Origin of the sequence: Frigoribacterium sp. NBH87, assembly GCF_014217665.1 — a bacterium.
Lineage (GTDB): Bacteria > Actinomycetota > Actinomycetes > Actinomycetales > Microbacteriaceae > Frigoribacterium > Frigoribacterium endophyticum.
On sequence record NZ_CP043650.1, the window covers coordinates 2,003,437 to 2,029,483 of the forward strand.

The 26,047-nt window shown below is 74.6% G+C and carries 25 protein-coding genes; 12 read left to right on the forward strand and 13 right to left on the reverse strand.

What is annotated here, in order from left to right; all coding sequences use genetic code 11:
- Nucleotides 1-34: 34 nt before the first annotated feature.
- Nucleotides 35-451, reverse strand: coding sequence for an arsenate reductase ArsC (locus F1C15_RS09340; protein WP_185230771.1), 417 nt, complete (start codon nt 449-451; stop codon nt 35-37).
- A gap of 167 nt (nt 452-618) precedes the next feature.
- On the opposite strand from F1C15_RS09340, the gene F1C15_RS09345 reads away from it, so the two are divergent.
- Entirely contained in the window at nt 619-1,101 is a 483-nt protein-coding gene (locus F1C15_RS09345) for a hypothetical protein (protein WP_185230773.1), read from the forward strand.
- Between the two features lie 132 nt (nt 1,102-1,233).
- On the opposite strand, the gene glsA is transcribed toward F1C15_RS09345, so the two are convergent.
- Both glsA and F1C15_RS09355 read right to left on the reverse strand, forming a co-directional pair.
- The gene (gene glsA / locus F1C15_RS09350) at nt 1,234-2,169 is read right to left on the reverse strand and encodes a glutaminase A (RefSeq protein WP_185230775.1); all 936 of its coding nucleotides are present in this window, start codon (nt 2,167-2,169) and stop codon (nt 1,234-1,236) included.
- A gap of 200 nt (nt 2,170-2,369) precedes the next feature.
- Nucleotides 2,370-3,419 (reverse strand): TerC family protein, encoded by a 1,050-nt coding sequence (locus tag F1C15_RS09355; protein ID WP_185230777.1) that lies wholly within the window; start codon nt 3,417-3,419, stop codon nt 2,370-2,372.
- Between the two features lie 182 nt (nt 3,420-3,601).
- Between F1C15_RS09355 and F1C15_RS09360 the strand changes: the two genes are divergently transcribed.
- Nucleotides 3,602-4,195: a TetR/AcrR family transcriptional regulator gene (locus tag F1C15_RS09360; protein WP_185230779.1), complete on the forward strand. Its 594-nt coding sequence runs from the start codon at nt 3,602-3,604 to the stop codon at nt 4,193-4,195.
- 449 nt (nt 4,196-4,644) lie between these two features.
- Here F1C15_RS09360 and F1C15_RS09365 read toward each other — a convergent pair whose 3' ends face one another.
- Both F1C15_RS09365 and F1C15_RS09370 read right to left on the reverse strand, forming a co-directional pair.
- Nucleotides 4,645-7,236: a glycoside hydrolase family 3 protein gene (locus tag F1C15_RS09365; RefSeq protein WP_219731538.1), complete on the reverse strand. Its 2,592-nt coding sequence runs from the start codon at nt 7,234-7,236 to the stop codon at nt 4,645-4,647.
- Nucleotides 7,237-7,890: 654 nt separating this feature from the next.
- The gene (locus F1C15_RS09370) at nt 7,891-8,415 is read right to left on the reverse strand and encodes an SRPBCC family protein (protein ID WP_167261040.1); all 525 of its coding nucleotides are present in this window, start codon (nt 8,413-8,415) and stop codon (nt 7,891-7,893) included.
- Between the two features lie 322 nt (nt 8,416-8,737).
- On the opposite strand from F1C15_RS09370, the gene F1C15_RS09375 reads away from it, so the two are divergent.
- The 4 genes from F1C15_RS09375 (at nt 8,738) to F1C15_RS09390 (ending at nt 12,772) form a co-directional block, all read left to right on the forward strand.
- Entirely contained in the window at nt 8,738-9,571 is an 834-nt protein-coding gene (locus tag F1C15_RS09375; protein WP_185230781.1) for a sugar phosphate isomerase/epimerase, read from the forward strand.
- Entirely contained in the window at nt 9,568-10,689 is a 1,122-nt protein-coding gene (locus F1C15_RS09380; protein WP_185230783.1) for a Gfo/Idh/MocA family protein, read from the forward strand. Before F1C15_RS09375 ends, F1C15_RS09380 begins: the two co-directional genes overlap by 4 nt.
- Before the next feature lie 226 nt (nt 10,690-10,915).
- Nucleotides 10,916-11,539 (forward strand): DUF1992 domain-containing protein, encoded by a 624-nt coding sequence (locus F1C15_RS09385; RefSeq protein WP_185230785.1) that lies wholly within the window; start codon nt 10,916-10,918, stop codon nt 11,537-11,539.
- A gap of 126 nt (nt 11,540-11,665) precedes the next feature.
- Nucleotides 11,666-12,772 (forward strand): C40 family peptidase, encoded by a 1,107-nt coding sequence (locus F1C15_RS09390; protein ID WP_185230787.1) that lies wholly within the window; start codon nt 11,666-11,668, stop codon nt 12,770-12,772.
- Nucleotides 12,773-13,405: 633 nt separating this feature from the next.
- Here F1C15_RS09390 and F1C15_RS09395 read toward each other — a convergent pair.
- Entirely contained in the window at nt 13,406-14,917 is a 1,512-nt protein-coding gene (locus F1C15_RS09395) for a SulP family inorganic anion transporter (protein WP_255465137.1), read from the reverse strand.
- Between the two features lie 95 nt (nt 14,918-15,012).
- On the opposite strand from F1C15_RS09395, the gene F1C15_RS09400 reads away from it, so the two are divergent.
- On the forward strand, nt 15,013-15,429 hold the full coding sequence (locus F1C15_RS09400; protein WP_185230791.1) for a MerR family transcriptional regulator: 417 nt from the start codon (nt 15,013-15,015) through the stop codon (nt 15,427-15,429).
- 54 nt (nt 15,430-15,483) lie between these two features.
- Here the strand turns inward: F1C15_RS09400 and F1C15_RS09405 are convergent, their stop codons facing one another.
- Complete coding sequence (locus tag F1C15_RS09405; protein ID WP_185230793.1) at nt 15,484-16,584, reverse strand: glycoside hydrolase family 6 protein; 1,101 nt, start codon at nt 16,582-16,584, stop codon at nt 15,484-15,486.
- Between the two features lie 291 nt (nt 16,585-16,875).
- Between F1C15_RS09405 and F1C15_RS09410 the strand changes: the two genes are divergently transcribed.
- Both F1C15_RS09410 and F1C15_RS09415 read left to right on the forward strand, forming a co-directional pair.
- Complete coding sequence (locus F1C15_RS09410) at nt 16,876-17,787, forward strand: EamA family transporter (protein WP_185230795.1); 912 nt, start codon at nt 16,876-16,878, stop codon at nt 17,785-17,787.
- Nucleotides 17,788-17,835: 48 nt separating this feature from the next.
- Entirely contained in the window at nt 17,836-18,489 is a 654-nt protein-coding gene (locus tag F1C15_RS09415) for a ScbR family autoregulator-binding transcription factor (protein WP_185230797.1), read from the forward strand.
- 128 nt (nt 18,490-18,617) lie between these two features.
- On the opposite strand, the gene F1C15_RS09420 is transcribed toward F1C15_RS09415, so the two are convergent.
- From F1C15_RS09420 to F1C15_RS09435, 4 genes are all read right to left on the reverse strand, one after another.
- Nucleotides 18,618-19,544, reverse strand: coding sequence for a hypothetical protein (locus tag F1C15_RS09420; RefSeq protein WP_185230799.1), 927 nt, complete (start codon nt 19,542-19,544; stop codon nt 18,618-18,620).
- Nucleotides 19,541-20,212: a response regulator transcription factor gene (locus tag F1C15_RS09425; protein WP_167261061.1), complete on the reverse strand. Its 672-nt coding sequence runs from the start codon at nt 20,210-20,212 to the stop codon at nt 19,541-19,543. The genes F1C15_RS09420 and F1C15_RS09425 overlap by 4 nt, the downstream gene beginning before the upstream one ends.
- Nucleotides 20,209-21,549, reverse strand: a complete 1,341-nt coding sequence (locus F1C15_RS09430; protein ID WP_185230801.1) for a sensor histidine kinase — start codon at nt 21,547-21,549, stop codon at nt 20,209-20,211. The genes F1C15_RS09425 and F1C15_RS09430 overlap by 4 nt, the downstream gene beginning before the upstream one ends.
- A gap of 214 nt (nt 21,550-21,763) precedes the next feature.
- Complete coding sequence (locus F1C15_RS09435) at nt 21,764-22,384, reverse strand: superoxide dismutase (protein ID WP_056058344.1); 621 nt, start codon at nt 22,382-22,384, stop codon at nt 21,764-21,766.
- A 197-nt stretch (nt 22,385-22,581) separates the two neighbouring features.
- On the opposite strand from F1C15_RS09435, the gene F1C15_RS09440 reads away from it, so the two are divergent.
- Complete coding sequence (locus F1C15_RS09440) at nt 22,582-23,160, forward strand: molybdopterin-dependent oxidoreductase (protein WP_056058347.1); 579 nt, start codon at nt 22,582-22,584, stop codon at nt 23,158-23,160.
- Nucleotides 23,157-23,978, forward strand: a complete 822-nt coding sequence (locus F1C15_RS09445; RefSeq protein ID WP_185230803.1) for an FAD-binding oxidoreductase — start codon at nt 23,157-23,159, stop codon at nt 23,976-23,978. The genes F1C15_RS09440 and F1C15_RS09445 overlap by 4 nt, the downstream gene beginning before the upstream one ends.
- 342 nt (nt 23,979-24,320) lie before the next feature.
- Here the strand turns inward: F1C15_RS09445 and F1C15_RS09450 are convergent, their stop codons facing one another.
- Entirely contained in the window at nt 24,321-24,998 is a 678-nt protein-coding gene (locus F1C15_RS09450; RefSeq protein WP_185230805.1) for an SDR family NAD(P)-dependent oxidoreductase, read from the reverse strand.
- 52 nt (nt 24,999-25,050) lie between these two features.
- The gene (locus F1C15_RS09455) at nt 25,051-25,362 is read right to left on the reverse strand and encodes a hypothetical protein (RefSeq protein WP_185230807.1); all 312 of its coding nucleotides are present in this window, start codon (nt 25,360-25,362) and stop codon (nt 25,051-25,053) included.
- Nucleotides 25,363-25,533: 171 nt separating this feature from the next.
- Here F1C15_RS09455 and F1C15_RS09460 point away from each other — a divergent pair, with 171 nt between their 5' ends.
- The gene (locus tag F1C15_RS09460; RefSeq protein ID WP_056058360.1) at nt 25,534-25,992 is read left to right on the forward strand and encodes a DUF3817 domain-containing protein; all 459 of its coding nucleotides are present in this window, start codon (nt 25,534-25,536) and stop codon (nt 25,990-25,992) included.
- Nucleotides 25,993-26,047 lie beyond the last annotated feature (55 nt).

Consider the following 26,047-nt stretch of genomic DNA (forward strand, 5'->3'; position numbering starts at 1 on the left):
TCGTGACCACTCGGCGTGCGGGGCGGGTGGCGGGTCAGGCGGGGGCGATCTCCGCGACGAGCTGCTCGACCCGTCGACGGATGTCGTCGCGGATGGGACGCACCTCGTCGAGGCCGCGGCCGGCCGGGTCGGTGAGCTCCCAGTCCTCGTAGCGCTTGCCCGGGAAGACCGGGCACGCGTCGCCGCAGCCCATCGTGACCACGACGTCGCTGTCGCGCACCGCCTCCGTCGTCAGCACCTTCGGCTGCGCCCCGGCGATGTCGACCCCGACCTCGGCCATGGCGGCGACGGCGACGGGGTTGATCTGGTCCTTCGGCTCGCTGCCGGCCGAGAGCACCTCGACGCGGTCACCCGCGAGGTGCCGCAGCCAGCCGGCGGCCATCTGCGAGCGGCCGGCGTTGTGCACGCAGACGAAGAGCACGGCGGGGCGGGCGACGGGAGCGTCGGTCATGGTGGTCTCCGGGGTCGGGTCGGGGTCGGGGGAGGGCCGATGATACGGGGCGCAGGTGTCTCGACGGCTCGGGCTTCCCTGCCCGGCTCGACCTGCGCCTCCCTCGGGGGCTCGGAGCGCGCCCCCCCGGGGTGGCGCTCCCGGGCGAGAGGGCGCACCATGGCGTGATGCGATCCGACCGAGACCTCACCTCCGTGTCCGAGCCCGCTCGCCCCGCCGTCGTCGACCGGGTGCGCGAGAGCCTCGACGACGCGGCCGCCCGCCACGGCGGGCGCGTCCGCGTCACCCACAGCTACGTCGCGGCCCAGCAGTCGGGAGGCGCGGGGCGTGTCGCCGGATGGCAGTCACGCGTGCAGGTGGCCGGCGTCCGTCGTCGCCCGGTCGACCTCTGGTGCGCCGTCGACGCCCGCGACCTGATGGTGCTCGGCGGGGCCGACCTCGCTGGCTGGCGCCTCGACGACCCCACCGCCGAGCGCGAGTGCCGCGCGGCCCTCGGCCAGCTGGTCGACGACTTCGTCGCCGGGCGCCTGCCCGTCGACCGCACGTCGGAGCTCGCCCGCACGGGCGCGGTCGTCACCCTGCTCGCGACGGCGGCCGCCGCGACGGCGCTCGCCGTGGCGTCGGTGATCGCGGGGCGCGGCAAGCGCTGAGCTGAGCTGGGCTGAGCCGGTCGGGGCCGAGTGGTCGCGATCTGCTGCTCCCGGGGCCCCCGACGAGCACTTCGTGACCACTCGCTGCCGCCGCGCCGCCGCGCCGCCGCCCGCCGCCGCCCCCGCCCCGCCCTACGACGCGAACGCGTGCAGCCCGAGCTCCCGGCTCAGCGCCGCGCTCGCGGCGGCCCCGCGCACGCTCGTGCCCTGCCCGTCGAGGGGCGGGCTGACGACCGCGGCCCCGAGCACGCGGGGAGCCGAGAGCACGATCGCTCCCGAGACGCTGGACTTGGCGGGCACGCCGACCTCGCGCATCCACCGCCCCGACCCGTCGTAGACGCCGCACGTCGCCATCACCGACACCACGTCACGGGCGACGGCGGCGTCGACGACCTGCACGCCGGTCACGGGGTTGCGTCCGCCGAGCGCGAGCGTCGCGCCCATCACGGCGAGGCACTCGGCGTCGACCAGCACCGCGCACGAGCGGGCGTAGGCCTCGACGGCGTCGTCGGCGGTGACGTGCAGCGTGCCCTCGGAGCGCATCAGGTGCGCGAGCGCGTGGTTGCGGTCGCCGAGCAGCTGCTCGGAGCGGCTCACGTCCTCGTCGACCTCGAGGTCGCGCCCCGCGAAGGCGCTGAGGCCTCGGAGGATGCGCGCGGCACGCCCGTCGGCGTCGCCGCCGTCGACGAGGGCGGCGGTGAGCAGGGCCCCCGCGTTGACCATCGGGTTCGGCGGGCGGCCCGTGCCCGCCTCGAGCTCGAGCGCGTCGAAGGCCTCGCCGGTCGGCTCGATGCCGACCCGGTCGAGGGCGTCGCCGCCGGTGTCGGCGAGGGCCAGCGCGAACAGGAACGGCTTGACCGCCGACTGCACCGAGAACGAGGTGCCCGCGTCGCCCGCGGTGCGCACCGTGCCGTCGGGCAGGGCGAGGGCGACTCCGAGCAGGTCGGGGTCGGCGTCGGCCAGCTGCGGGATGCTGTCGTCGACCTCGCCACCGGTCGTCCCGCGCACGCGGCGCAGCAGGTCGTCGAGGTCGAGGTCACGGCGCCGGGCGTCGTCGGGGGTGGGCATGGGCCCAGCTTGTCAGCGCGGCTCCGCGGCGGCCCGGCCGGGCGCGAGGCGTGGGGCGGGCCGGCGCGGCGCCGTGCGCGAGGCGCGGGGCGGGCCCGCGGGACCACGTGCGGGAGGCGCGGTGCCGGCCTGGGCCGACCCGCGCCTCCCGGGGGTGCGTGCGGTGCATGCGCGCGGTGCGGATGCGCACCGCCGCGACGTCAGTGGCGGCCGGCGCCTCCGTCGGCGTGGTCGTCGTGCGCGTGGGTGATGGGCTCGCCCTCGACGCGCTCGCGCTTCGCCTTCTCCGCGTCGCCGCGGGTCTTGGCGAGGCTCGCCACCGTGGCGACGGTGATCGTGAGGCCGATGAACAGCAGCGAGAACCAGATCGGGATCTCGGGCACCCACAGCAGCGGCTCGCCGCCGTTGATGAAGGGAACCTCGTTGACGTGCAGCGCGTGGAAGACGAGCTTGAGGCCGATGAAGGCGAGGATGACCGCGAGGCCCTGCGACAGGTAGACGAGGCGCTCGAGCAGGCCGCCGATGAGGAAGAACAGCTGGCGGAGGCCCATCAGCGCGAAGGCGTTCGCGGTGAAGACGATGTAGGGCTCCTCGGTCAGGCCGTAGATGGCCGGGATCGAGTCGAGCGCGAAGACCAGGTCGACGAAGCCGATCGCGATGACGCAGAGCAGCAGCGGCGTGACGAAGCGCTTGCCGTCGATCTTGGTCGTGAACTTGTCGCCGACGAACTCGTCGTGCACCGGCAGCACCCGCCGGGCGATCTTGACGAAGGCGTTGTCGGCCGCGTTCCCCCCGTGGCTGCCCTTGATCTGCTGGTACGCGAGCACGAAGAGCAGGGCGCCGAAGATGTAGAAGACCCAGGAGAAGTTCTCGATCAGCGCGGCGCCCGCGGCGATGAAGCCGGCGCGCATGATGAGGGCGATGACGATGCCGATCATCAGCACCTTCTGCTGGTAGATGCGGGGCACGGCGAAGCCGGTCATGATCAGCAGGAAGACGAAGAGGTTGTCGATCGACAGCGCCTTCTCCGTGAGGTAGCCCGCGAAGTACTCGCCGCCGTAGCCCCAGCCGCTCGTGAACCCGATGCCGACGCCGAACAGCAGCGCGAGCCCGATGTAGAAGGCCGACCAGCGGGCGGACTCGCCGATCGTGGGCTCGTGCGGCTTGCGCACGTGGGTGAAGAACTCGTAGACGAAGAAGGCGATGGTGACGCCGATCGTGATGAGCCAGGTGGTCAGGGTGATGTTCACGGGGTGCTCCGCGGGTCTCGGGCAGGGTGCGGGTCGACGTCCGTGCGGGTGCTCGGACGGGGAAGGGCGGGTGTTCTGCTCCTCGACAGTAGGTCGGAGGCGCTGTCAGCCTGCTCGCAGGTAGCCCCCAGCCTCCTGAGAAGCTGCAGTGCCTGCACGGGCGTGTCCCCTACCGTGGCCTCGTGACCACCGCGCCCGGGCCCGTGCCGAACAGCCGCGGCGTGCGCCGTCGGAAGGACATCCTCGACGCGGCCCGCGCCGTCTTCGCCGAGGTCGGCTTCCGCGGAGCGACGATGGCCGCGATCGCCGCCCGCGCCGAGGTCACCCACGCCGGTCTGCTCTACCACTTCGCCACGAAGGAGGACGTGCTCGAGGCCGTCCTCGCCGACGGCAGCGAGCGGGGCCGCTCGATCGTCGAGGCCGGGCGCGGGAGGTCGGACCACCTCGAGGCTCTCGAGCAGCTCGTGGCGCTGAACGCCTCCGACCCGGGGTGGTCGCGGCTCTTCTCGGTGCTGCTCGGCGAGAGCGTGTCGCCCGGGCACCCGCTGCGCGACCGCATGGCCGAGCGGTACGACGGGATCTCAGCGTCGCTCGCGGCGCACCTCCGGTCGCTGCGCACGGAGGGCGGTGCGTGGTCGGACGACGACCTCGACGGGCTCGCCCGCGTGCTGCTCGCCGTGATGGACGGGCTGCAGTTCCAGCAGCTGACGGGCGCCCGGTCGCACATGACCGACGACTTCGGGCTGCTCGTCGAGGCGGTGCGCCGCTCGCTCTGAGGGCTGGACGCAGGCCGCTGGCCGCTGGGTGGCGTGCGCTGCGCTCCGCGGCCGGGACGGGGGAGTCGCGGGTCGTGACGGCGCCCCGCCCCGGCTGCGAGGAAGTGACGGTCCAGAAAGGCCGATCCACTCCGGAGTGGAGGAGCGCGACGAGATGTGGGGACGCGCGCGGGAGCGACTTCCAGGAAGGGCGCTCCGCTCCGGAGTGGAGGAGCGGGTGGCGGTCGGGTCCTGCGAGGGGGTCGTCCTCCACTCTGGAGTGGATCAGCGATTCCAGACCGTGCTTCTCGGAGCCGGAGCCGGTGCCGGCGCTGGCGCCGGGGCCGGGGCCGGAGCCGTAGCCGCCGCCGCGGCCCCCCTCTCCCCCAGGAACGACCGACGCCGACCGTGCCCGAGGGCAGCGGCCGGCGTCGGCGGTGGTGAGCTGGGGTCGAGGCGGCCCCGGGAACCTAGCTCGCGCCTCCGGCAGCCCTGCGGCGGCGGATCACGACGAGTGCGAGGCCGAGCAGCACGAGCAGCGCTCCTCCGACGATGCCGGGCAGGGCGTCGCTGCCGGTGAAGGCGAGCGGGGTGCCGTCGGCGGCGGTCGCTCCCGAGACGACGCGGAGGTCGTCCCAGCCGTACAGCGACCCGTCGGCGGCCTGCACCACGACGCGGTGCGTGCCGAGCGTGGTGCCGGCCGGGATGGTCACCTGCACGCTCCCGTCGACCGAGGCCGTGGCCCGGGCCAGCACGACGGGCTCCGAGTGCAGCCAGACGGCCACCTCACGCCCGGCCCCGGCGGCGCCGAGGTCGACCGTGATGCGCTGGCCGCGCTGGGCCGTCGCCGGCACCGACACGGAGCCGCGGGCGGCGTCGGTCAGCTGGGCGTCGGGCACCGGGACGGTCGTCCCCGTGCCGGGCGCGGGCGAGGGCGACGGAGCCGGCGTGCCGGGGCCGCCGGGCGTTCCGGGGGTGCCGGGCTCGCCGGGGCCGGGCGCGGGCTCCTCGCCGGCGTCGCCGTAGCTGAGGCCGAAGCCGTAGGCGAAGAGCGGCGTCGCCGTGTCGTTCGGCACGTCGGGCAGCTGCGCGTCGACCTCGGCCATCGACGAGGGCAGCTCGAAGGGCAGGCGCCCCTCGGGCTCGGCGGCTCCCGTGACCACGGCGAGCAGCGCCTCGTCCGAGACTCCGTAGGCGCCCAGGACGGCGTCGCTCGACTCCACGACGTTCCCCAGCACGAGCGGGCGCGACAGCTGCGGCACGGCGATCGTCAGGGCGCCGGCGGCGTGCGCCGCCTGCAGGGCCTGGAAGTCGGCCTCGGTGCCGGTGAAGTCGAGGTCGGTGAGGTCGTCGCCCCCGCGCGGGTCGGTGAGGCGCACGATCGCGACGTCCGCCTCCTCGGGGGTCGCGACGGGCGTCAGGCCGGCCGCGGTCGCGGCCTCGGCGGAGACCCCGGAGAGGTAGACGGTCGTGCCGGGCGCGACGGTGCCCTCGGCGTCGCCGAGCGGCAGGGCCGCGGCGCCGGTCGCGGGCACGACGTCGTTCGACAGCAGCGTCAGCGACCGGGCCTGGTCGTCGAGGGCGACTGCGCGGGAGGCGGCGCTCCCGACGATCTCGTCGGCGGCGGCCGGGTCGACGTACGGGTCCTCGAAGAGGCCCAGCTGGAACTTCTGCGAGAGCACGCGCTGGGCGGCCTCGGAGACGCGCTCGTCGCTGAGCAGCCCGGTCTGGACGGCCTCGACGATGTACTGCGGCTTGTCGCTGCCGCCGATGATGTCGACGCCCGCGTTGATGGCGCTGGCGTAGCGCGCCGGGAGGCTCAGGCCCTCGACGCCCCACGGCATGCCGGCGCCCCAGGGGCCCACGAAGGAGGCGGGGGGACGGTTGTCGAGGCACGCCTGCGGGCAGTCGTTGGCGATGCCCCAGTCGCTCGTCACGACGCCGTCGAAGCCGTACGTGCCGCGCAGCAGGTCCTGCAGCAGGAACTCGTTGTGGCCGGCGCCGACCTGCTCGATCGGGCCCTGGCCGGGGACGACCTCGAGGTCCTTGAGGATGGAGTACGTCGGCATGATGCCCGCTGCGTCGACGTCGAACGCGCCCTCGTAGGGCACGACGTGCTCGGCGAAGTCGCCGCCGGGGAAGGCCGCGTAGCGGCCGTAGTAGTAGTGGCTGTCGTAGCCGTCGACCTGGGCGCCGTAGCCGACCCAGTGCTTGACGACCGTGGCGACGCCCTCGTCGGTGATGCCGTCGGTGCCGCCCTGGAGGCCCTCGACGTAGGCGCCGACGTGGTCCTTCACGGTCTCGCCGACGGAGCCGAAGGTGCCGTTCTGGCGGGTCCAGCGCGGCTCGGTGCTGAGGTCGGCCTGGGGCGAGAGCGCCTCGGTGATGCCGACGGCGCGGTACTCGTCGCCGATGATCTCGCCCATCGCGAGCGTCGCGGCGGGGTCGCCCACGGCGCCCATGCCGATCGCGTCGGGGAAGGGCGTGAAGTCGGCGTTCGAGACCGTCTGGCCCTCGGTGACGCTGAAGCCGTTGCGGGGGTCGGTGCTGATCTTGAGGGGGATGCCGAAGGGCTCCGCCTCGGCGGCCTCCTGCAGCTGGTTGTGCTGCTCGGCGAGGGCGCCCGCGCCGATGCTGAGGCGCGAGATGTAGGTCGAGATGTGGCGGTCGCGCAGCAGCGGGTCGAAGGCGGCCCGGTCGTACGTGCCGCGGCCGGTGAGGCTCGCGTGCATCAGCAGCCCGGCGCGCTGGTCGAGGTCGAGGCGGGCGACGAGGTCGGAGGCGCGCTCGTCGGCGGTGAGCCGCCAGTCCTCGTAGGGCGTGAGGTCGCCGCTGCGGTCGAGGTCGCGGAACTGCAGCCCGTCGACGGTGATGATCTCGGTCGAGCGGGACTCGAGGGTCGGCTGGGCAGCGGCTGCTGCTCCCGGGCCGGCAGCCGGGTCGGCGGCGAGGGCGGCGGGTGCCGGCGTCGCCGCCAGGGCGAGCGAGGCGACGAGCGCCCCTCCCGCCGTCACGCCGAGTGCCCGGCCCCTGCGGCCGGCACCGTGCGTCAGTGATCGCATGTCTACTCCTTCGTAGGCTCGCCCCTCCCCCATCGGAGGGGCACAGCTGAGCTAAAGCCCCCCTTCGGATTAAGTCAAGCCGACTTCAGGAACTTGCGCTGGGCGGGGGTGCGGGGGTGCGCGGGTGTGGGGGTGCGGCGGTGCGGCGGTGCGGCGGTGCGGTGGTCCGGCCGTGCGGGCGGTTCGGCCGTGCGCGGCGGAGAGTCCTGGCCCTGACCCCGGCGGGGAGGGCGCCGTCCAGAAAGCTCGATCCACTCTGGAGTGGAGGAGCGGGGGTGGGGTGGGGCGGGGTGGGGGTCGGAGCGGCCGGCCGAGGAAGCTCGATCCACTCTGGAGTGGAGGAGCAGGGCGGGGGTGCGAGATGCGAAGGGCCTGCTGTTCCGCTCCGGAGTGGATCAGCGATCCTGGACTGCTGGTCCCGGGCGGCGCGATGAGGCGCGGAGCCGGGGCCGGACTCGGGGAACTGCGATCAGCACCCCGTGCCGACAGTGAGGGCGGGAGTACGGGCGGGAGCGACCCGGGCGGGCGGTCACGAGCGCCCGTCCGGCTCGGACTCGCCCGTCGTCACGGCCGCCCCGGCGAGGGCTGCAGGGCCGAGGGGCCGACGGGCCGCGGGGGCACCGAGCTGCAGGGCCGAGCGCCCGGCAGGCGCCCTCAGCCGCGGCGGTCGAGCTCGTGCGCGATGCCGCGCAGCACCCGCGCCATGTACGGCCCCCAGAGCAGCCCCACGATCAGCCGCACCACGAGCCCGGCCCCCCGCCGCGCCCGGAACGTGTAGCGCCACGAGATGCGCGTGCCGCGGCCGCGGGTCGACCCGTCGCTCGCCCCGCCGGCGCTGTACCACCACTCCGCCCGCCCGCTGCGGACGAGCAGCCGCAGCGGCCCGCGGAAGTCGCTCAGCTCGTACGTGAACGCCCCGACGCGGTCGGCCGGCCCGGTGCCGGGCGGGTCGACCTCGACGATCGTCTCGGTGACCGAGCCGCCGTCCGACAGCTGCAGCCGACGCGTCTGGCCGGGCGTGCCCCAGCCGCCCGTCTGGTCGTGCACGGCGACGACGCCCGGCAGCGGACCCGACCGGGGGTAGAACCCCACCGGCGTCAGGGGAGTGCCGATGTCGAAGGCCCGGTCGACCGGTGCGGTGGTGACGGCCTCACGGGTCGCGCTGACTGTCGTCGTCATGGGCAGGGATTCGGAGTCGCGGGTCCGGTCGACTGGTCGGTCTCGCCCCCGGTCGGGTCACGTCCCGCCGCGCCCGGCTCCGTGGCCCGCCGTCGATCCGACCCGCACCCCTGCGCCCGGCCCGACCCGCGCCCCCGTGGCCGGCCCGACCCGCGCCCCCGCGCCCGGCCCGACCCGCGCCTCCTCGGGGGCCGGCCCTGCGCCTCCTGATCCTGCCGATCGGACGACGACTTTTGCATGTCGGTCGACAGAAGTAGCAGAATGAGCACGGGCCGCCGCACCGTGACGCGCCGCAGACCACCGGATACGAAGGAGCATCCCCATGAGCACACCGTCCGTCCAGCTCTACAGCGTGCGCGACGCCGTCGCGGAGGACCTCAACGGGGCCGTCGCGCGCCTCGCCGAGATCGGCTTCACGAAGGTCGAGCCCTACGGCTTCGCCGAGCGCCCCGCCGAGATCGCCGCCGCGCTCAGCGCCGCCGGGGTCACCGCGCCCTCCGGCCACGCCGCCGTCATCGACTCCGACGACGCCGAGCAGATCTTCGCCGCCGCCGAGCAGATCGGCCTCGAGACCGTCATCGACCCGTTCATCCCGAGCGACCGCTGGCAGACCGCCGACGACGCCGCCCGCATCGCCGAGCGCGTCAACGAGCTCACCGCCCAGGCGGCCTCGCACGGCCTCCGCTTCGGCTACCACAACCACCAGTGGGAGTTCACGAACGAGGTCGACGGGCGCCCGATCTACCACTCGTTCGTCGAGCAGCTCTCGCCCGAGGTCGTCCTCGAGCTCGACACCTTCTGGGCCACCGTCGGCGGCCAGGACACCCCCTCGCTGCTCCGCCAGCTCGGCGACCGCGTGCAGTTCCTGCACATCAAGGACGGCCAGGTCAGCGGCGACATCGCCACCGCCCTGCCGAGCAGCGAGAGCGCGCTCGTCGTGCCCGACGCCCTCAAGGCCGCGTTCGAGAACCAGACCCCGGCCGGCCAGGGCGACGTCGACGTCCGCGCCATCCTCGAGGCCGCGCCGCACGCGCTGCGCGTCGTCGAGTTCGACGCCTACTCGGGCGACGTCTTCGCCGGCATCGCCGAGTCGTTCGCTTGGCTGCAGGAGAACGACACCACGCAGCTCGACGGCACCGACGGGGTCACCGCGTGAGCGCGGGCAGCACGGGCCGCACGGGCACGGTCGGCGTCGGCGTCATCGGCGCCGGCAACATCAGCTCGCAGTACCTCGAGAACCTCACGAAGTTCCGCGACGTCGAGGTGCGCATGGTCGCCGACCTCGACCTCGCGCGGGCCGAGTCGCAGGCGACGACGTACGGCGTCGCCGCCCACGGCACCGTCGACGAGCTGCTGTCGCGCGACGACATCGAGATCGTCGTCAACCTGACGATCCCGGCCGTGCACACCGAGGTCGGCCGCCAGATCGTGGCCGCGGGCAAGAACGTCTGGAGCGAGAAGCCCCTCGCCCTCGACGCCGAGTCGGGCGCCGAGCTGCTCTCGGCCGCGCGGGAGGCGGGCCTGCGCGTCGCGTGCGCCCCCGACACCGTGCTCGGCGGCGGCATCCAGTCGGCGCTCCGCGCCATCGGCCGCGGCGACATCGGCGAGCCGCTCACCGCGACGACGATGTTCCACGTGCCCGGCCCCGACGCCTGGCACCCGGACCCGGACTTCCTGTTCGCGGTCGGAGCCGGCCCGCTCTTCGACATGGGCCCGTACTACGTGACGACCCTCGTGCACGCCTTCGGCTCGGCCTCGCGGGTGTCGGCCGTCTCGTCGAAGTCGTTCGAGCGCCGCACGATCGGCAGCGGCCCCCGCGCCGGCGAGACCTTCCCCGTCGAGGTGCCGACGCACCACGCGGCGCTGATCAGCTTCGAGGGCGGGCAGTCGGCGCAGTCGACGTTCAGCTTCCAGAACGCGCTGCCCCGCATGGGCTTCGTCGAGATCAGCGGCACCGAGGGCACCATCGTGCTGCCCGACCCCAACATGTTCGACGGCGACTCCACCCTCTGGCGGTTCGGCCAGGAGGAGCCCGAGACGCTCACCGCCTCCGGCTCGTTCTGGGGCCGCGGCTCCGGCGTCGTCGACCTCGCGCGGGCGATCCGCGGCGGCGACGACGAGAAGGCCAGCGGCGCGGTCGCGGCGCACGTCCTCGACGTGCTGCTCGCGGTCTCGACCGCGGCGGAGCAGGGCTCGCCCGTCGACGTCACGTCGTCGGTGCCGAAGCCGACGCCCCTGCCCGAGGGCTGGGACCCGGCCGCGGCGACGCTGTAGGTCGCAGGCGGAGGGCGGCCGAGGCCGCCCCACAGCCGAGGAGGCGCGGTGTCGGGACGACCGGCACCGCGCCTCCTCGGCGTCCTCCCGTCCTGGGGTCCTCGGCCTCCCGGTCGAGTGGTCGCGAACTGTCGTCGCCGGGCCCTCGGAGCAGCAGTTCGTGACCACTCGGCGGGCTCCGGACGGGCTCCGGACGACGTCGGAGGCGCGGCGTACCCTCGTCGGCATGGCCAGCGAGAGATCGGACCCGCGCATCAACGCTGCGCGGTACCGCGTCGAGGGGGAGGCCCCGCCGGAGAACGCCCCCCGCGACACCCGCACCGCCGCCGAGATGCGCGCCTGGGCCCGCACCGCGATCGACGTCGCCGTCGCGCGCGGCGACTTCGACGACCTGCCCCTGGCGGGCAAGCCGCTGCCCGGCCTCGCGGGCGACACGGTCGACCCCGACTGGTGGATCCGCGGCCTGATCGAGCGCGAAGGGCTCACCGGGCTGGCGCCTCCCGCGCTGTCGCTCCGCACCGAGCACGCGGAGTTCGACGACACCCTCGACCGGCTCGGCAGCGAGGCCGCCGTGCGCGCCCACGTCGACGACTACAACGCCCGCATCGTCGAGGCCCGCCGCCAGCTGACCGGCGGCCCGCCCGTCGTGACGCCCACCCGCGACGTCGACGACGAGGTGCTGCGCTGGCACGAGCGTCGCCGTGCCCGCCGTGCGGCCGCGGCCGCCGAGGCCGCCGCGGCCCCGCCGCCGCCGAGCTGGCGGGAGCGCCGGGCCCTCCGTCGCGAGCTGCGTCGTCGCCGCGAGGAGTCGCGGGTCGAGCCCCCGGAGCGGCCCGCCCCGAGCGGGTGAGGGGGGTGAGCGGCCGACGGCTCACCCGCGTGAGCGGGGAGGCCGGTGTGCTCGCAGGACTCGTGCCGAGGGCGCTCCGGCGATAGGGTCGAGTGTTCCCGACGAGTGACCGAGAGGACCGACCGCGTGACGAGCACCGCCTCCGCCGACCTGTCGGGCCCCGAGAACTCGGATCGCGACGCGTCGACCACCGGAGGCGGAGACGCCCCGCTGCTGCGGCCCCGGGGCCGCCGTCGGGCCCAGGCCGCCGTGCTGCCGACCACCTGCCGCGCCTCGTTCGTCCAGTCGGACGCCCTCGTCGCCGCCTCCGAGGCGGCCACCGGCCCGCTGCTCCGCGGTCGCCGTTCGGCCGCCCGTGCCGACGCCGTCGCCGCTGAGGCGGCGGAGCTCGCCGGCGAGCCGGTCGCGACCCCGACCGCGGGCGTGAGCCGCAAGGTCGTGTCGGCCAGGGCAGCGTCGGCGAGCCGCGCCGCGGACTCGACCCGCGCCTCCGGCCGGCGGGCTGCGGCGCCGAGCGCTGCTGCTGCACCTACGTCCCCCGCCCCAGCCCCCGCCGCTCGTCGTCTCGGTGCCGTGGTGAAGAAGGTCTCGGTGGTCGCCGCGTTGATCGGCTTCGCCGCCAGCGGCACGCTGCCCCTGCTCGCGAGCGCCGACCAGGGAGCCCAGGCCGTCGCGGCCGGCCCCGGGGCGTCGGCGGCGCGGGGAGCGTCGCAGAGCCTCTCCGTCGACGGTGACGTGATCGACGCCGACATGAGCCGTGACGCGTACTCGGCGACGTCGTTGGTCGACCTGGCGACGCAGGTGAAGCTGAACTCCGCCGCCGCGAGCACCTCGGTGTGGGACGGCCGCACGACCGAGAGCTACCTGGCTGACCCGCTCTACCCGACGCTCGACCGCGACCAGGTGCTGGCCGTCGCCATGCAGTACATCGGCACCCCGTACGTGCACGGCGGCGAGGACCCGACGAAGTTCGACTGCTCGGGCCTCATCACGTTCGTCTACTCGCAGTTCGGCATCTCGCTGACGCACTACGTGCCCACGCAGGACGCGGAGGGAACCCGCGTCTCGGCCGAGGACGCCGTGCCCGGCGACCTCGTGGTCTTCGACAACCTCGCGCACGACGGGATCTACGCGGGCAACGGGATGATCCTCGACGCGCCCAAGCCCGGCGGCTTCGTCGCGGTGCGCCCCATCTGGGACCAGCCGCACCACTTCGTCCGCATCGGCGCCTAGGGCCCGTCCCGCCACCCCGCCCGCCCGCACTGCTGTGCGGGTCCGGCGCCGGTCGCCCGCGCCGGGGCGTGAGTCTCCTGGCGCCCGCGCTGCGGCGTGAGTCTGCTGGCGGTCGGCCTCATCGCCGCGAGCTGGGCTGCCAGGAGCTCGCCGTCCGGATGTGACGCCCCAGATTCGTCGATCCACTCTGGAGTGGAGGAGCTCAGCCGTGAACGCGCGTCCTCCCGAGCGCTGTCGCGGTCGGTCCGGCGGGTCCGTGTCGTCGTGGGCGGGTCGGCGCCGACCCGCCCAGGAGGACGAGGACCCGCCTCACCCCGCCGTGTCACCGTGTCCGCAGGTCACCGGTCTCGCTCCTCCACTCTGGGGTGGAGCAGCGGGGTGGGTGTGGGGCGAGAGGCAGGCTCGCTCCTCCACTCTGGGGTGGAGCAGCGGGGTGGGTGTGGGGCGAGAGGCAGGCTCGCTCCTCCACTCTGGAGTGGATCAGCGATCCCAGGGACCACTTCTCCGAGATCTCGCCGAGCGGGCCCGCCACGGCGGACGGCGCCGGCGGCTCGCGCCGGCGGCTCGCGCCGGCGGCTCGCGCCGGCGGCTCGCGCCGGGGAGCGCCCGACCGACCTGCCCCCCCTCCCCGGCCTACTCCCCGAACTGCCCCGTCAACCTCGAGCGGAAGGCGTGGCTGCGGTCGTCGAGCCCGACGAACTCCACCGCCACGTCGTGGGCCGCGAACTTCGTCTCGACCGAGTCGAGGGCGGCGACGCTCGAGGCGTCCCACACCTGGGCCCGGCTCAGGTCGACGACGACCGAGGCCGGGTCGTCGCGGTACGCGAAGTGCTCGACCAGGTCGTTGCTGCTGCCGAAGAACAGCGGCCCGACCACGTCGTAGCGCACGGCACCGCTCTGCGCGTCGACGGTCCGCTCGACCCGGATCACGTGCGCGATCCGCCGCGCGAACAGCACCATCGCCAGCAGCACGCCGACCGCGACGCCGATCGCGAGGTTGCCGGTCGCGACGACCACGACGACCGTCACCACCATCACGAGCGTCTCGGGCAGCGGCATCCGCCGCAGCGTCGACGGCTTCACGCTGTGCCAGTCGACCGTCGAGATCGCCACGACCATCATCACCGCGGCCAGCGCGACCATCGGGATCCGGGCCATCACCGAGCTCAGCCCCGTCACGAGCAGCAGCAGGAAGAGCCCGGCCACCACGGTCGACACCCTCGTGCGGGCCCGTCCGATCTTCACGTTCACGACGGTCTGCCCGATCATCGCGCAGCCCGCGATGCCGCCGTAGAAGCCCGCGGCGATGTTCGCGACGCCGAGGGCCCACGACTCCTTGCCCTTGTGCGACGGCGTCTCGGTGATGTCGTCGACCAGCTTGGCCGTCAGCAGCGTCTCCATCAGGCCGACGAACGCCACGCTGAGCGCCGTCGGCAGGATGATCACGAGCGTGTCGAGCGACACCGGCACGAGCCACGGCGTCAGCCCGGGCAGCCCGCCGCCCATGGGGCCCTCGTCGCCGACCGTGTGCACGTCGTTCAGCCCGGCGAACACCACGATCGCCGTCACGACCACGATCGCGATCAGCGGTGCGGGCACGGCCTTCGTCAGCCGCGGCAGCAGCACGACGATCGCGATCGTCAGCGCGAACAGCGGGTAGACCACCCACGGCACGTCGACCACGTGGGGCACCTGCGCGACGAAGATCAGGATGCCGAGCGCGTTGACGAACCCGATCATCACCGACCGCGGGATGAACCGCATCAGCCGCGCCAGCCCCGCCGTGCCGAACGCCACCTGGATCACCCCGGCCAGCAGCACCGCCGGCAGCACGTACTCCACGCCGTGCTGCTGCACGAGCGGCGCCACGACCAGCGCGACCGAGCCGGCCGCCGCCGTCACCATCGCCGGGCGGCCGCCCAGCAGCGACATGACGATCGCGAGCACGACCGACGAGACCAGGCTGACCATCGGGTCGACGCCCGCGATGACCGAGAACGAGATCACCTCGGGCACGAGGGCGAGCGTGGTGACGATGCCGGCCAGCGCCTCCCTCGTGAGCAGGCGCGGCGAGCGGAGCACGCCGAGCACGGTGTCGTCGACGTGCACGGGCACGACGGAGGAGGGGGAGGCGGGAGACGTCACGGGGCTCCTGAGGAGAGTCTGGAAGAGTGGGGGCGCACGGCGACCCTGCCGTACGATCAACCCTACCCTCACGTGAGGGTAGAGATGGGCCATGCATGAGCGACGTCGACCAGCCGATGATGCAGATCGGCGAGCTGGCAGAGCGCGCCGAGATGTCGCTGCGCACCATCCGCCACTACGACGAGGTCGGCCTGCTCGCCCCCACCGGCCGCACCGAGGGCGGCTTCCGGCTCTACACCGAGGCCGACTTCCAGCGCCTCATGGTGATCCGTCGCATGAAGCCGCTCGGCTTCTCCCTCGACGAGATGGCCGAGCTGCTGCGCGTCGTCGCCGACCTCGAGTCCGCGACCACGGCAGGCCCCGAGGGAGGCGCGGAGGGCTCCCCGGGGCACGTCGCCGCCGTCCGCGCCCGCCTCGACTCCTTCATCGAGCAGACCGTCGAGCGACGAGCCCGCCTCGAGCGCCAGCTCGGCATGGCCGACGAGTTCCTGGAGCTGCTGCGCAGCCGCTGACGCCGGTGCGCCGGGCCCGGCCCGCGACTCCCGATGTCTCGACCAGCCCCGCGGCTACTGCTGCGAGCCCTCGTCCTCGACGCGGCGGGTGACGAGGCCCTCCGCGAACGACGGCCACCAGGTGCCCGCCGCGGGCCCGCCGTTGCAGGTGCCGTCGCTGATGCCGGGCGTCTTGACCCAGAGCAGGGCGTCGAGCCCCCCGCTGCCCCCGGCGACGTGCGGGTCCTGGCCGAGCGCCGCCCCGTCGGGGTTGCACCAGGTGCCCTGCCAGCCCCGGCCGTTGCGCGACACGTCGATCACGAAGTGGCTGTCGCCGGTGAGGGCGGAGAGTCGCTCGGCGTAGGCGCGCTCCTCGTCGACCCGGTAGAAGCCCGACACGTTCGTGAAGAAGCCGCGGGCGTCCTCGACCCCGGCGGCGAGCAGGCGCTCCGACATCGTCTGCGCGTCGACCCAGTTCGAGTTGCCCCCGTCGAGGTAGGCGGGCACGCCGGCCGCCGCGAAGTCCTCGACGGCCTGGCGCAGCAGCGGCAGCCTCTCCTCGACGAGGTCGGGGCAGCGGCTGAGGATGCCGAGCGAGTCGGGCTCGACGATCACCACGGCGTCGTGGCCGCGGATCGTCTCGGCGATGGTGCGGTTCCACGCCGGGTACTCCTCGACCGTGAGCCCGCCCGCCGAGTAGTTGCCGCAGTCGCGGTCGGGGATGGCGTACGTGACGAAGACCGCCGTCGCGCCCTGGGCGTCGGCCGCGTCGAGGAAGTCGGTGACCACCTTCACCAGCTGCTCGTCGTCGTAGCCGTCGCCGATCCACATCGCCACGGGCTGCGCGGCGATCACGCCCGCCGCGTCGGCCTGGCCGGGCTGGCCCGCGGCGTCGAGCTCGGCCTGCGCCCGCGAGGCGAGCGAGCCCGGCTCGACGGCGAGCCCGCCGGGGAAGACGAGGTCGGTCGGGGCGGTGCGCATCGTCTCGCGCGTCACGCGGTCGGGCGCGGCGGTCGGCGTGGCCGAGGCGGTGTCGCGGTCGGCGTCGCCGTCGCGCTCGCCGCGGTCGGCGGACGACGTGCAGCCGACGAGGGCGAGCAGCGCGGCGGCGACGACCGCGCCGAGGGCGGCCCGGGCGGCGCGGGGGCCGAGGGCGGCGCGGGGAGTGGTCGACATCGGAGCCTGTTCCCGGGCACGCTCGTCGACGGCCCGACGCTGGTGGTCCCCCATGACAGCACGGCGGGGCCCTCCGGCACAGGCAGCCGAACGGGGGACCGCGGGCGTCCCCCGGGCCCGGGCCGGGCCCGCCGGCGCGGTCGGCGCGGGCCTGCGGGAGGCGCGGTGCGAGCCCCCGGCACCGCTCGCGGCACCGCCCGGGCAGGGCCGCCCGCCGACCGGTGGCCTGCTCGGCCGGACGACCAGCGCGTCGGCTGGCGCCCCCGCCGCCCGCTCGGCCAGGCTGGCCGGATGACGCCCCGCGACCGCCTCCTCGCCCTCGTCGTCGCGGTCTGCTGGGGCGTGAACTTCCCGATGACGGCGCTGGCGCTCGAGCACTTCCCGCCGATCTTCCTCGTCGCGCTGCGCTTCTCGCTGCTGGCCGTGCCGACGCTGCTGTTCGTGCCGCGCCCGCCCATCCCGTGGCGCAGCCTGCTGCTCGTCGGCCTCGGGCTGGGGATCCTCCAGTTCGGCTTCCTCTACCTGGGCATGGCGGCGGGCATGCCCTCCGGCCTCGCGTCGCTCGTGCTGCAGGCGTCGGCCCCGGCGACCGTCGTGATCGCGGCGTTCTGGCTGCGCGAGCGCATCACCCGGCGCCAGGCGATCGGCATCGGCGTCGCGGTGCTCGCCCTCGCCGTGATCGCGGTGCACCGGGCCCAGGTGGCGGCGCTGCTGCCCGTCGTGCTCGTGCTCTGCGGCGCGCTCGGCTGGGGCCTCGGCAACGTGGCGGTGCGGCGGGCGGCCGCCCCCGACCCCCTCCGGCTCACGCTCTGGATGTCGGTGGTGCCGCCGATCCCGATGCTCGCCCTCTCGCTCGCCGTCGAGGGGCCCGGGCGCATCGGCCGCAGCCTGGCGACCGTCGGCACCCTCGACGCCCTGCCGAGCGTCGTCGGCCTGTTGTACGTCGTGCTGGTCGCGACGGTGCTCGGCTACGGCCTCTGGACCCGCCTGCTCGCCGCGTACCCGTCGAGCACGGTCGCGCCGTTCTCGATGCTCGTGCCCGTGGTCGGGGTGCTCGCGTCGTGGGCGGCCTTCGACGAGGTGCCCGACGCGGTCGAGGTGGTCGCGGGCGTGGCCGTCGTGGGGGGCGTGCTGTACGCCAGCCGGGCTCCGCGCCGCGGCCGACCCGCGACTCCTGCCGTGCCGGAGACGCCCGCGGCCTGACCGGGGGCGGGCGTCACACCCCGGGGCCCGCCGGTACTGTGTCTCTCCGTGCCCCAGCAAGAGCGTGCCCGAGCGACGCGCGCGGCGATCCTCCACGCCGCCGCCGAGGTCTTCGACGAGCGCGGCTACGGCTCGACGTCGCTCGACGTCGTCGCCGACACGGCGGGCGTGACCAAGGGCGCGCTGTACTTCCACTTCCCGTCGAAGGCCGCGCTGGCCGACGCGGTCATCGCCGAGCAGCACCGCCTGGCGCGCGCCTACGCCGACCGGGTCTCGGCCGTGGCCGGCTCGTGCGCGGAGGCGATCGTGCTGTCGTGCGCGTCGCTCGCGACCCAGCTGACCCGCGAGGTGACGATCACGGCGGGCATCCGCCTCACCACCGAGGTGCCCGACCGCGCGCTCACCGTCGCGCCGCCGTACCTCGACTGGCTCGACCAGATGGGCCGGCTCATCCGCGGAGCGGTCGACGAGGGCGCCTTCCGCGCCGACCTCGACGTCGACGCCGCGACGCACCTGCTCGTCGGGGCCTACACGGGCGTGCAGACCCTCTCCGGGGCGACGACCGGGCGGGCCGACGTGTTCGAGCGGCTCGCGCAGCTGCTCTCGGTGCTGCTGCCGTGGATGGCGGCCCCCGGGTCCGAGGGCCTGACCACGTCGCTCGTCGCGCTGGTCAGGCCCACAGACCTCCCCTCGGCCCCCTAGGCGCCCCCCGGCGCCGTGGTCCCTCTGTACCCCAGGTTACATACCCGCGGGACGGTTTCGACAGGCCCCCGGCCGGGGGGCAGGGGCAGGGCGGGAGGCGCGGGGAGCAGGAGGCGCGGGCCGGCAGCTCAGGGAGCCGGCGGCGTCAGCCGGGCCAGCGCGGCGTCGACCGTGCGCTTCGCCGCGGCGACCGCCCCCGTGTCGACCTGCGAGAGGCGCTCGCCGTAGTCGTGGGGCACGGTGAGCTGGTGCTCCCACTCGGCGGCGTAGAGGGCGTCGAGGTACCCCGACGACTCGCGGCAGGCGGCGTCGGCGGTGGCGACGTCGAGCTCGGCCTCGGTGACCGGCGACGCGGGGTCGTACGACCGGAAGTTGCCCGCCATGGCGTCGGTGGGCATGCCCGCCGGGGAGTCCGGGAGCTCCCAGGAGGCGTCCGCGACGGGCTGCATGCACTCGAGCCACGCGGGGACGGTGGCGAGGACGGCGTCGTCGTCGCGGGCGTCGCGGAAGGCGGCGTCGCTGAGCCGGGTGGCGATGTCACCGACCGTCCCGGTGCCCGTCCCGAGGTAGCCGGAGAGCAGCTCGGGGTGCTCCGAGTACAGCCTGTCGACGCAGCGGTCCCTCGCGGCGCTCTCGGCGGCCGAGACCGGCCTCAGGACGAACTCCCGCCACGCCCCCTCGCCCGGGTCGGCGGTCGGCGGCACGTGGTAGCCCCGAGCCTCGGCCTGGTCGAGGTCGAAGGCCCGCGTCGGCTGGCGTTCGGCCGCGGTGGTCGCCGCATCGACGTCTCGCCAGGGCACCCGTGAGCCGTCACCGCCCTCGTCGGTACGGCACTTCTCGATCATCAGCTCTTGTGCGTAGCCGAAGCGGATGTCGCCGACACCGATGTACTGGTCGAGCGGCATGGCCCAGGAGGATCGATCCTGCGTGGCGGTCGTCGGCAGGGCCCAGGGCCGAGTCGACGGCAGCCCCGCGACGACGACCCCGGCCACGACGAGGGCGACGGCGACGGCGGTGACCCGCTTGGCGACCTGCTCGCGGTCGCGCTCCGTCACCCGCGCCTCCGCTCGGCTCCGGAGACGAGGCCGTTCTCGTAGGCGAACACGACGATCTGCACGCGGCTGCGCAGGGCGAGCTTCTGCAGCACGGCGCGCACGTGGCTCTTCACCGTGGCCTCGCTGAGGAAGGCCTCGGCGGCGATCTCGGTGTTGCTCAGGCCGCGGGCGATGAGCAGCGTCATCTCGCGCTCGCGCGGCGAGAGCGGGGCCAGCGGGTCGACGGGCGGCGTGGGGGCGGGCACGGCGTACCGGTGCACGACGTCGAGCGCGGCGTCGGCGGTCGAGACGGGCTCGCCCGCGAACGCGGCCCTGATGGTGCCGAGCACCTCGTCGGGCGTGGCGTCCTTCGTGAGGAACGCGTACGCGCCGGCCTTGAGCGCCCCGTACACGGCCTCGTCGCGCTGGATCGTCGTCAGGGCGACGACCCGCGGCAGCTCGTCGGGCGAGACGCCCTCGAGCAGCCGGGCCGTGGCCTCGAGGCCGTTCATCACCGGCATGCGCAGGTCCATCAGCACGACGTCGGGGCTCGTGCGCGCCGCCAGCTCGAGCGCCTGCCGCCCGTCGACGGCGGTGCCGACGCAGGCCATGTCGGGCTGCGCCTCGATGAGCATCTCGAGCCCGCTGGCGAACAGCGGCTGGTCATCGACGACGGCGACGCGGATCATGGGGTGCTCTTCTCGGTCAGGTCTGGCGTGGTCAGGTCGCGGGAGTCCAGGTCGCGGGAGCCCGGGCCGGGAGGCGGCGGCCCGGGGGAGGTCGGCGCCGGGGAGGCGGTGGTCGCGGCCCGCTCACCCCGTGACGGCACGAAGGCGGTCACCTCGAACGAGGCGCCGTCGTCGGCCGGGCCGGCCGTCAGCCAGCCGCCCGCCAGCCGTGCCCGCTCGGTCATGCCGCGGACGCCCGCGCCGCCCTCGCGACCCTCCCGGGCGGCGACGAGCGGGGAGCCCCGCCCGAGCGAGCGGACGGAGAGCGACAGCCCCTCGCCGCGGTGGTCGAGCACGACCGCGACCGTGCTCGTCGTGCCCGCGTGCTTCAGGGCGTTCGTGAGGCTCTCCTGCACGATGCGGTAGACGGCGAGCTCCTGCGAGGGGGCGAGGGCGGGCGTCCCCTCGACGACGACGTCGAGCTCCATGCCGGCCTCGCGCATCGCCGCGGCGAGGACCCCGAGGTCGGCGAGGGTCTGGCGCGGGGCGGTCACGTCGTCGTCGTGCGTGATCCGCTCGACCAGCCGCCGCACGTCGAGCAGCGCCGTGCGGCCGACCTCGGCGATCGTGGCGAGCGAGGCGTCGGCGGCCTCGGGGCGCGTGGCCCGCAGCGCGATCGCCCCCTGGGCCTGCGACACGACGACGGCGAGCGAGTGCGCGAGGGCGTCGTGCACGTCGCGCGAGATGCGGGCGCGCTCCTGCTCGAGCCGCAGCTCGAGGTCGGCCGCCTCGAAGCGGGTCTCGGTGGCCTCGAGCGCCGCGCGGATGACGACCACCCGGCGGATGCTCGCGAACGCGACCCCGATCGCCCACGCCCCGGCGAACACGCCGAAGAGAGCGGCCATCAGCAGCGAGAACTCGATGCGGAGGCCCGCGGTGCCGGCGCCCACCCAGGTGCTCCAGCTCTGCGGCCGGGTCAGCGTCGGCACGGTGAGCAGCCAGGCGGCGAGCCCGGCCGTCACCCCCGCCACCAGCAGCGCGGCGAGGCGCAGCCACGGCGAGGGCCGGACGGCGACGAAGGCCATGACGAGCGCGACGGCGACGTAGGCCGTCCAGGTGTCCTGCCCGGGGGCCTCGGCGAGGCCGAGCAGCTGCAGGACGGGCACGACCACGACGAGGGCGAGGGCGGTCGACGGCATCCACCACGACAGGCCGATGGCCAGCGCGAACAGGCCGAAGACGACGCTGTTGTCGGCGACGCCGCCGCGGCCCCAGGAGGCCGCCACCCAGAACACGAAGTAGACGGTCGCCGCGGCCGGGGCGACCGCGTGCCGTCCCCACCGCCTCACGTCGATCATGTGCAGAAGGCTAGGTGAGGGGCGGGCCGCGCCGCGCCTCTCGGGGGTCAGGTTCATCCCGGAGGCGCATGCCCGGGGGGTGGGGAGGGACGGCGAGGGGTGGTCGTCCCCAGGGGCGAGCGAGGCCGGACGCGACGGGGCCGCACGCGACAGGGCCGCGCCCCCGGCCCGTCGTGACGGGGGAGGCGCGGCCCTGGTGAAGAAGCGGGTGCGACTAGAAGGTCAGCAGGCCCTGCGTCTTCGTGGTCGCGGCGGCGTAGCGCTGCGCGACGTTCTCCCAGTTCACGATGTTCCAGAAGGCCTTGACGTAGTCGGCACGGACGTTCTGGTAGTCGAGGTAGTAGGCGTGCTCCCAGACGTCGAGCATCAGCAGCGGCACGAGGCCGAACGGCACGTTGCCCTGCTGGTCGAAGAGCTGGAAGACGCTGAGGCGCTGACCGATGACGTCGTACGCGAGCACCGACCAGCCGGAGCCCTGCACGCCGAGCGCGGTGGCCGTGAAGTGCGCCTTGAACTTCTCGAGGTCGCCGAAGTCGCGGCCGATGGCCTCGAGCAGGTCGCCGACGGGCTCGCTGGTCTCGGGGGTCAGGTTCGTCCAGAAGATCGAGTGGTTGACGTGGCCGCCGAGGTTGAACGCGAGGTCCTTCTCGAGCTTGTTGACGTTGGCGAGGTCGCCCTTGTCGCGCGCCTCGGCGAGGGCGGCGTTGGCCGTGTTCGCCCCGGTCACGTACGTGTTGTGGTGCTTGGAGTGGTGCAGCTCCATGATCTGCGCGCTGATGTGCGGCGCGAGAGCGGAGTAGTCGTAGGGGAGGTCGGGCAGGGTGTACTCAGCCATGGGGGAGTCCTTTCGCTGGGGGTCTCCCACCACCGTACGACCCCCGTGCACCTGCAGGTCAACCGCCTCCCAGGCCAGTCCCAGGCTGGTGGTCTCGCCGGGCGTCGGGGGGCCCCGCTACTGTGGGCCGGGTCGGGGCGAACGAGCCCCGCGCGACGCCGCCGCACGGCGTCGCCCCAGGGTGCAGGAGGCGCGCGATGGCAGGGTTCACCGGCTTCGGCCGACGTCGGGAGGCCGACCCGCGCCTCCCCCCGGGGCAGCACCTCGAGCAGGGCTTCCCCGTGCTCTCGGCCGGCCCCACCCCGAACATCAAGCGGTGGGAGCTGCAGGTCGGCACCGAGCAGGGCCAGCGCTCGCTCACCTGGGCCGACTTCCAGGCCCTGCCGCACGAGGCGATCGAGACCGACATCCACTGCGTCACGAGCTGGAGCAAGCTCGGCACCCACTGGTCGGGCGTCTCGCTCGACACCCTCTTCGACGGCCTCGAGACCGACCACGGCTACGCGATGGCGACGAGCTACGGCGGCTACACGACCAACCTGCCGCTCGACGAGCTGCTCGGCGGCAAGGCGTGGGTGGTCGACACGTACGAGGGCCAGCCCCTGCACGCCGAGCACGGCGGGCCGGCGCGGCTCTTCGTGCCCGGGCTCTACTTCTGGAAGAGCGCGAAGTGGCTGCAGGGCGTCCAGACCATGGCGACCGACCGCCGCGGCTTCTGGGAGAGCATGGGCTACCACGGCCACGGAGACCCCTGGCGCGAAGAACGCTACGCGTGAGCGGTGCCGACCCCTATGCCTGGCGGCCCGGCACGGTCGTCTCGACGACCCCGCTGAGCGGCACCGGCCGGTCGATCGTCGTCGCCGTGCCCGGCCTGCGGGCCGCCCGTGCCGGCCAGCACGTCGACCTGAGGCTGACCGCCGACGACGGTTACCAGACCGTCAGGTCGTACTCGCTCTCCGACGTGCGGGGCACGCACGGCGATCCGCTCACCGCTGCCCTCGAGATCTCGGTCGAGCAGCTGCCCGACGGCGAGGTCTCGCCGTACCTGGTCGAGGCCGCCGAGCCGGGCGACCCGGTCGAGGTGCGCGGCCCGATCGGCGGCTGGTTCGTGTGGCCGCCGACGGAGTTCGACCCCGACTCGGCCGTGCACGCGGTGCTGCCCGAGCCCGCGGGGGCCCCGGCGCCGTCGCGGTCGCCCGTGCAGCTGATCGGCGGAGGGTCAGGAGTCGCGCCCCTGGTCGCGATGATCCGCTCGCGGTCGGAGCGGGACGACGCGCCCCCGATGCGGCTGATCTGCTCGGTGCGGACGCCCGACGACCAGTGGTTCGCGCCGGAGCTCGACGAGCTCGCCGCCGCCGCGGGGCCCGACCTCACGGTCGACTGGATCTTCACGCGCGGAGCGCCGGAGGGAGCGGCCCGGCCCGCCGGGCGCCTCACCCGCGAGCGACTGCTCGAGCTGGCGCTGCCCGCCGAGCAGCACCCGCTCGTCTACGTCTGCGGCACGAACGGCTTCGTCGAGACGATCGCGGGCTGGCTCGTCGATGCCGGCCACGACCCGACCCGGGTGCGCACGGAGCGGTTCGGCGGGGCGTAGCGGGGCGGCGCGGGGGCGGGCGGCGCGGCACGGGGTGGCGCAGCGCGGCGCTGTGCGCACTGCGTGCTGCGCAGGCTCGTGCCACGAGCACGCGGCACCGCCTCGGTGACCACAGGGGGGTCTCCGCGACGATGCCGCTCGTGTGCTGATCCGGTGCTGTGCGTGACGCTACGCCGCCCGCCTCCGTGCCGGGCGGACTCACCGGCCGGGCTCAGGCTCGCCGCCGCCGCTGCGTCGACGTCCGAGCGACGCCGGCTCGAGTGGTCGCTATCTGCTCCTCCTGACCCGCGCGAGCAGCAGTTCGTGACCACTCGCCGGCCGCGTGGACTCCGCGCCGTCGCCTCAGTCGGCGCTGACCTGCTCCCGGAAGGTGTCGCGCCGGGTGTGGAGCCCCCAGAGCCGCTCGGCCAGCGCCTCCGGCGTCTTCTCCGGGTCGTCGGGCGTGATGGCCCCGCCGATGATCAGCTGCGACACCTGGATGCCCTCGTCCGCCAGCTCGTCGTGCAGCAGCTGCGCGTACGCGGCCTGGCCGGCGAAGGCGATCGAGGTGCCGGTGACGGTGCGCCCGGGCGTGACGGCCGAGCCGCCGTTGACGAAGAGGATCGTGCCGCCGTGGCCGTCCGGCCCCCGCCCGAGGAAGCGCATGCCCGGCAGCACCTGGTGCACGGCCGCGACCGGCCCGTAGATCGAGAACTCGACGGGCCCGACGAGGTCGGCCGGCGTCGTCTCGAGCACGGGCCGCATGAAGTCCTTCTGCGGCAGCGGGCTGTACTGCAGCACCTGGATCGGCCCGAGCGCCTCGGTCGCCGCCTCGAGCGCCCGGGCCACGGAGGCGGGGTCGCGCACGTCGGCGACGAAGCCCTGCGCGGTGATGCCGTCGGCCTCGAGCTCGGCCGCGAGGGCGTCGAGCCGGCCCTGGTGACGGGAGATCAGCGCGACGCTGAACCCCTCCCGTCCGAATCGATGGGCCACGGCAGCGCCGAGCCCCTTGCCGGCACCGATGATCGCGAGAGTAGTCATGCCCCCCAGCCAAGCAAGGAGGCGCGGGCCGGCACCCAGGGAGCGCCGAGCCTCAGCGCGGGTCGTCGCCCTGCCACACGGGCGGCCCGGGCCGCGGGTGCCGGATCGTCTGCACCAGGCCGGTGATCGCGACCGCCAGGGCGACGAGTACGGCGAGCGTGAGGACGACGCCGAACGGGGTGACCGGGTCGCCGCGACCGAGGTGCCGACCGACCAGGACGAGGTCGAGCAGCAGCGGGAAGGCGAGGATGCCCCAGCCGACGGGCGAGCCGCGGAAGGTGGGCCAGGTGAGGCGGAGGCGGCCCGGAGCGGTGTCGCGCGGGGCGTCGTGCCGTGTCGTGTCGTGCTTCTCGTGGTCGCTCATGGAGTCCCCTCGTCGTCGTCGCTGACCTGACCAGGGTACGCCGCGCCTCCTGAGGATCCTTCGGAACAGGAGGGGCGCCTCCTGCTGGGTGCGTGGTGTGCACGACGGGAGGAGCCGCCCAGCGGCGGCCTGCGACCATGAGCGGAGTCCCGTCGACCCCCTGGAGCCCCCGTGTCGCCTCGCACCCTCTTCCGTTCGTTCGCCGTCGCCGAGGTCGTCACCTGGGCCCTGCTCATCGGCGGCATGCTGCTCAAGTACGTCGCGCGGGTCGGCGACTGGCCGGTCAGCGTCGCCGGGCCGATACACGGCTTCGTCTTCCTCGCGTACCTGGTGGCCGGCGTCGTCGTCGCGGTCAACCAGCGCTGGAGCCTCGGCGTGACGGCCGCGGCCCTCGCCAGCGCCGTCGTGCCGTTCGCCTCCCTGCCCGTCGAGCGCTGGATCGACCGCCGCGGCGGCCTCCGCGGCGACTGGCGCCGCACCGCGACCGACGACCCGCGTGACCGGCGGCCGGCCGACCGCCTCCTCCGCTGGGTCCTCGGTCACCTGGTGCTGGCCGTCGTCCTGCTCGCGGCCGCGGTGGTCGTGGTCTTCGTCGTGCTGCTGATCGTCGGGCCGCCCGTCGGGGGCTGACCCGCGGGCGGCCGGGCGGCCGCCCCCTGACCGTCGGCAGATGACCGCGAGGAGT

What these genes read in the sequence shown, in the direction of transcription:
- F1C15_RS09340 (WP_185230771.1), bottom strand. Translation starts at nt 451, where the DNA reads ATGACCGACGCTCCCGTCGCCCGCCCCGCCGTGCTCTTCGTCTGCGTG.
- F1C15_RS09345 (WP_185230773.1), top strand. Translation starts at nt 619, where the DNA reads ATGCGATCCGACCGAGACCTCACCTCCGTGTCCGAGCCCGCTCGCCCC.
- glsA (WP_185230775.1), bottom strand. Translation starts at nt 2,169, where the DNA reads ATGCCCACCCCCGACGACGCCCGGCGCCGTGACCTCGACCTCGACGAC.
- F1C15_RS09365 (WP_219731538.1), bottom strand. Translation starts at nt 7,236, where the DNA reads ATGCGATCACTGACGCACGGTGCCGGCCGCAGGGGCCGGGCACTCGGC.
- F1C15_RS09370 (WP_167261040.1), bottom strand. Translation starts at nt 8,415, where the DNA reads ATGACGACGACAGTCAGCGCGACCCGTGAGGCCGTCACCACCGCACCG.
- F1C15_RS09375 (WP_185230781.1), top strand. Translation starts at nt 8,738, where the DNA reads ATGAGCACACCGTCCGTCCAGCTCTACAGCGTGCGCGACGCCGTCGCG.
- F1C15_RS09385 (WP_185230785.1), top strand. Translation starts at nt 10,916, where the DNA reads ATGGCCAGCGAGAGATCGGACCCGCGCATCAACGCTGCGCGGTACCGC.
- F1C15_RS09400 (WP_185230791.1), top strand. Translation starts at nt 15,013, where the DNA reads ATGAGCGACGTCGACCAGCCGATGATGCAGATCGGCGAGCTGGCAGAG.
- F1C15_RS09405 (WP_185230793.1), bottom strand. Translation starts at nt 16,584, where the DNA reads ATGTCGACCACTCCCCGCGCCGCCCTCGGCCCCCGCGCCGCCCGGGCC.
- F1C15_RS09410 (WP_185230795.1), top strand. Translation starts at nt 16,876, where the DNA reads ATGACGCCCCGCGACCGCCTCCTCGCCCTCGTCGTCGCGGTCTGCTGG.
- F1C15_RS09425 (WP_167261061.1), bottom strand. Translation starts at nt 20,212, where the DNA reads ATGATCCGCGTCGCCGTCGTCGATGACCAGCCGCTGTTCGCCAGCGGG.
- F1C15_RS09430 (WP_185230801.1), bottom strand. Translation starts at nt 21,549, where the DNA reads ATGATCGACGTGAGGCGGTGGGGACGGCACGCGGTCGCCCCGGCCGCG.
- F1C15_RS09435 (WP_056058344.1), bottom strand. Translation starts at nt 22,384, where the DNA reads ATGGCTGAGTACACCCTGCCCGACCTCCCCTACGACTACTCCGCTCTC.
- F1C15_RS09440 (WP_056058347.1), top strand. Translation starts at nt 22,582, where the DNA reads ATGGCAGGGTTCACCGGCTTCGGCCGACGTCGGGAGGCCGACCCGCGC.
- F1C15_RS09450 (WP_185230805.1), bottom strand. Translation starts at nt 24,998, where the DNA reads ATGACTACTCTCGCGATCATCGGTGCCGGCAAGGGGCTCGGCGCTGCC.
- F1C15_RS09455 (WP_185230807.1), bottom strand. Translation starts at nt 25,362, where the DNA reads ATGAGCGACCACGAGAAGCACGACACGACACGGCACGACGCCCCGCGC.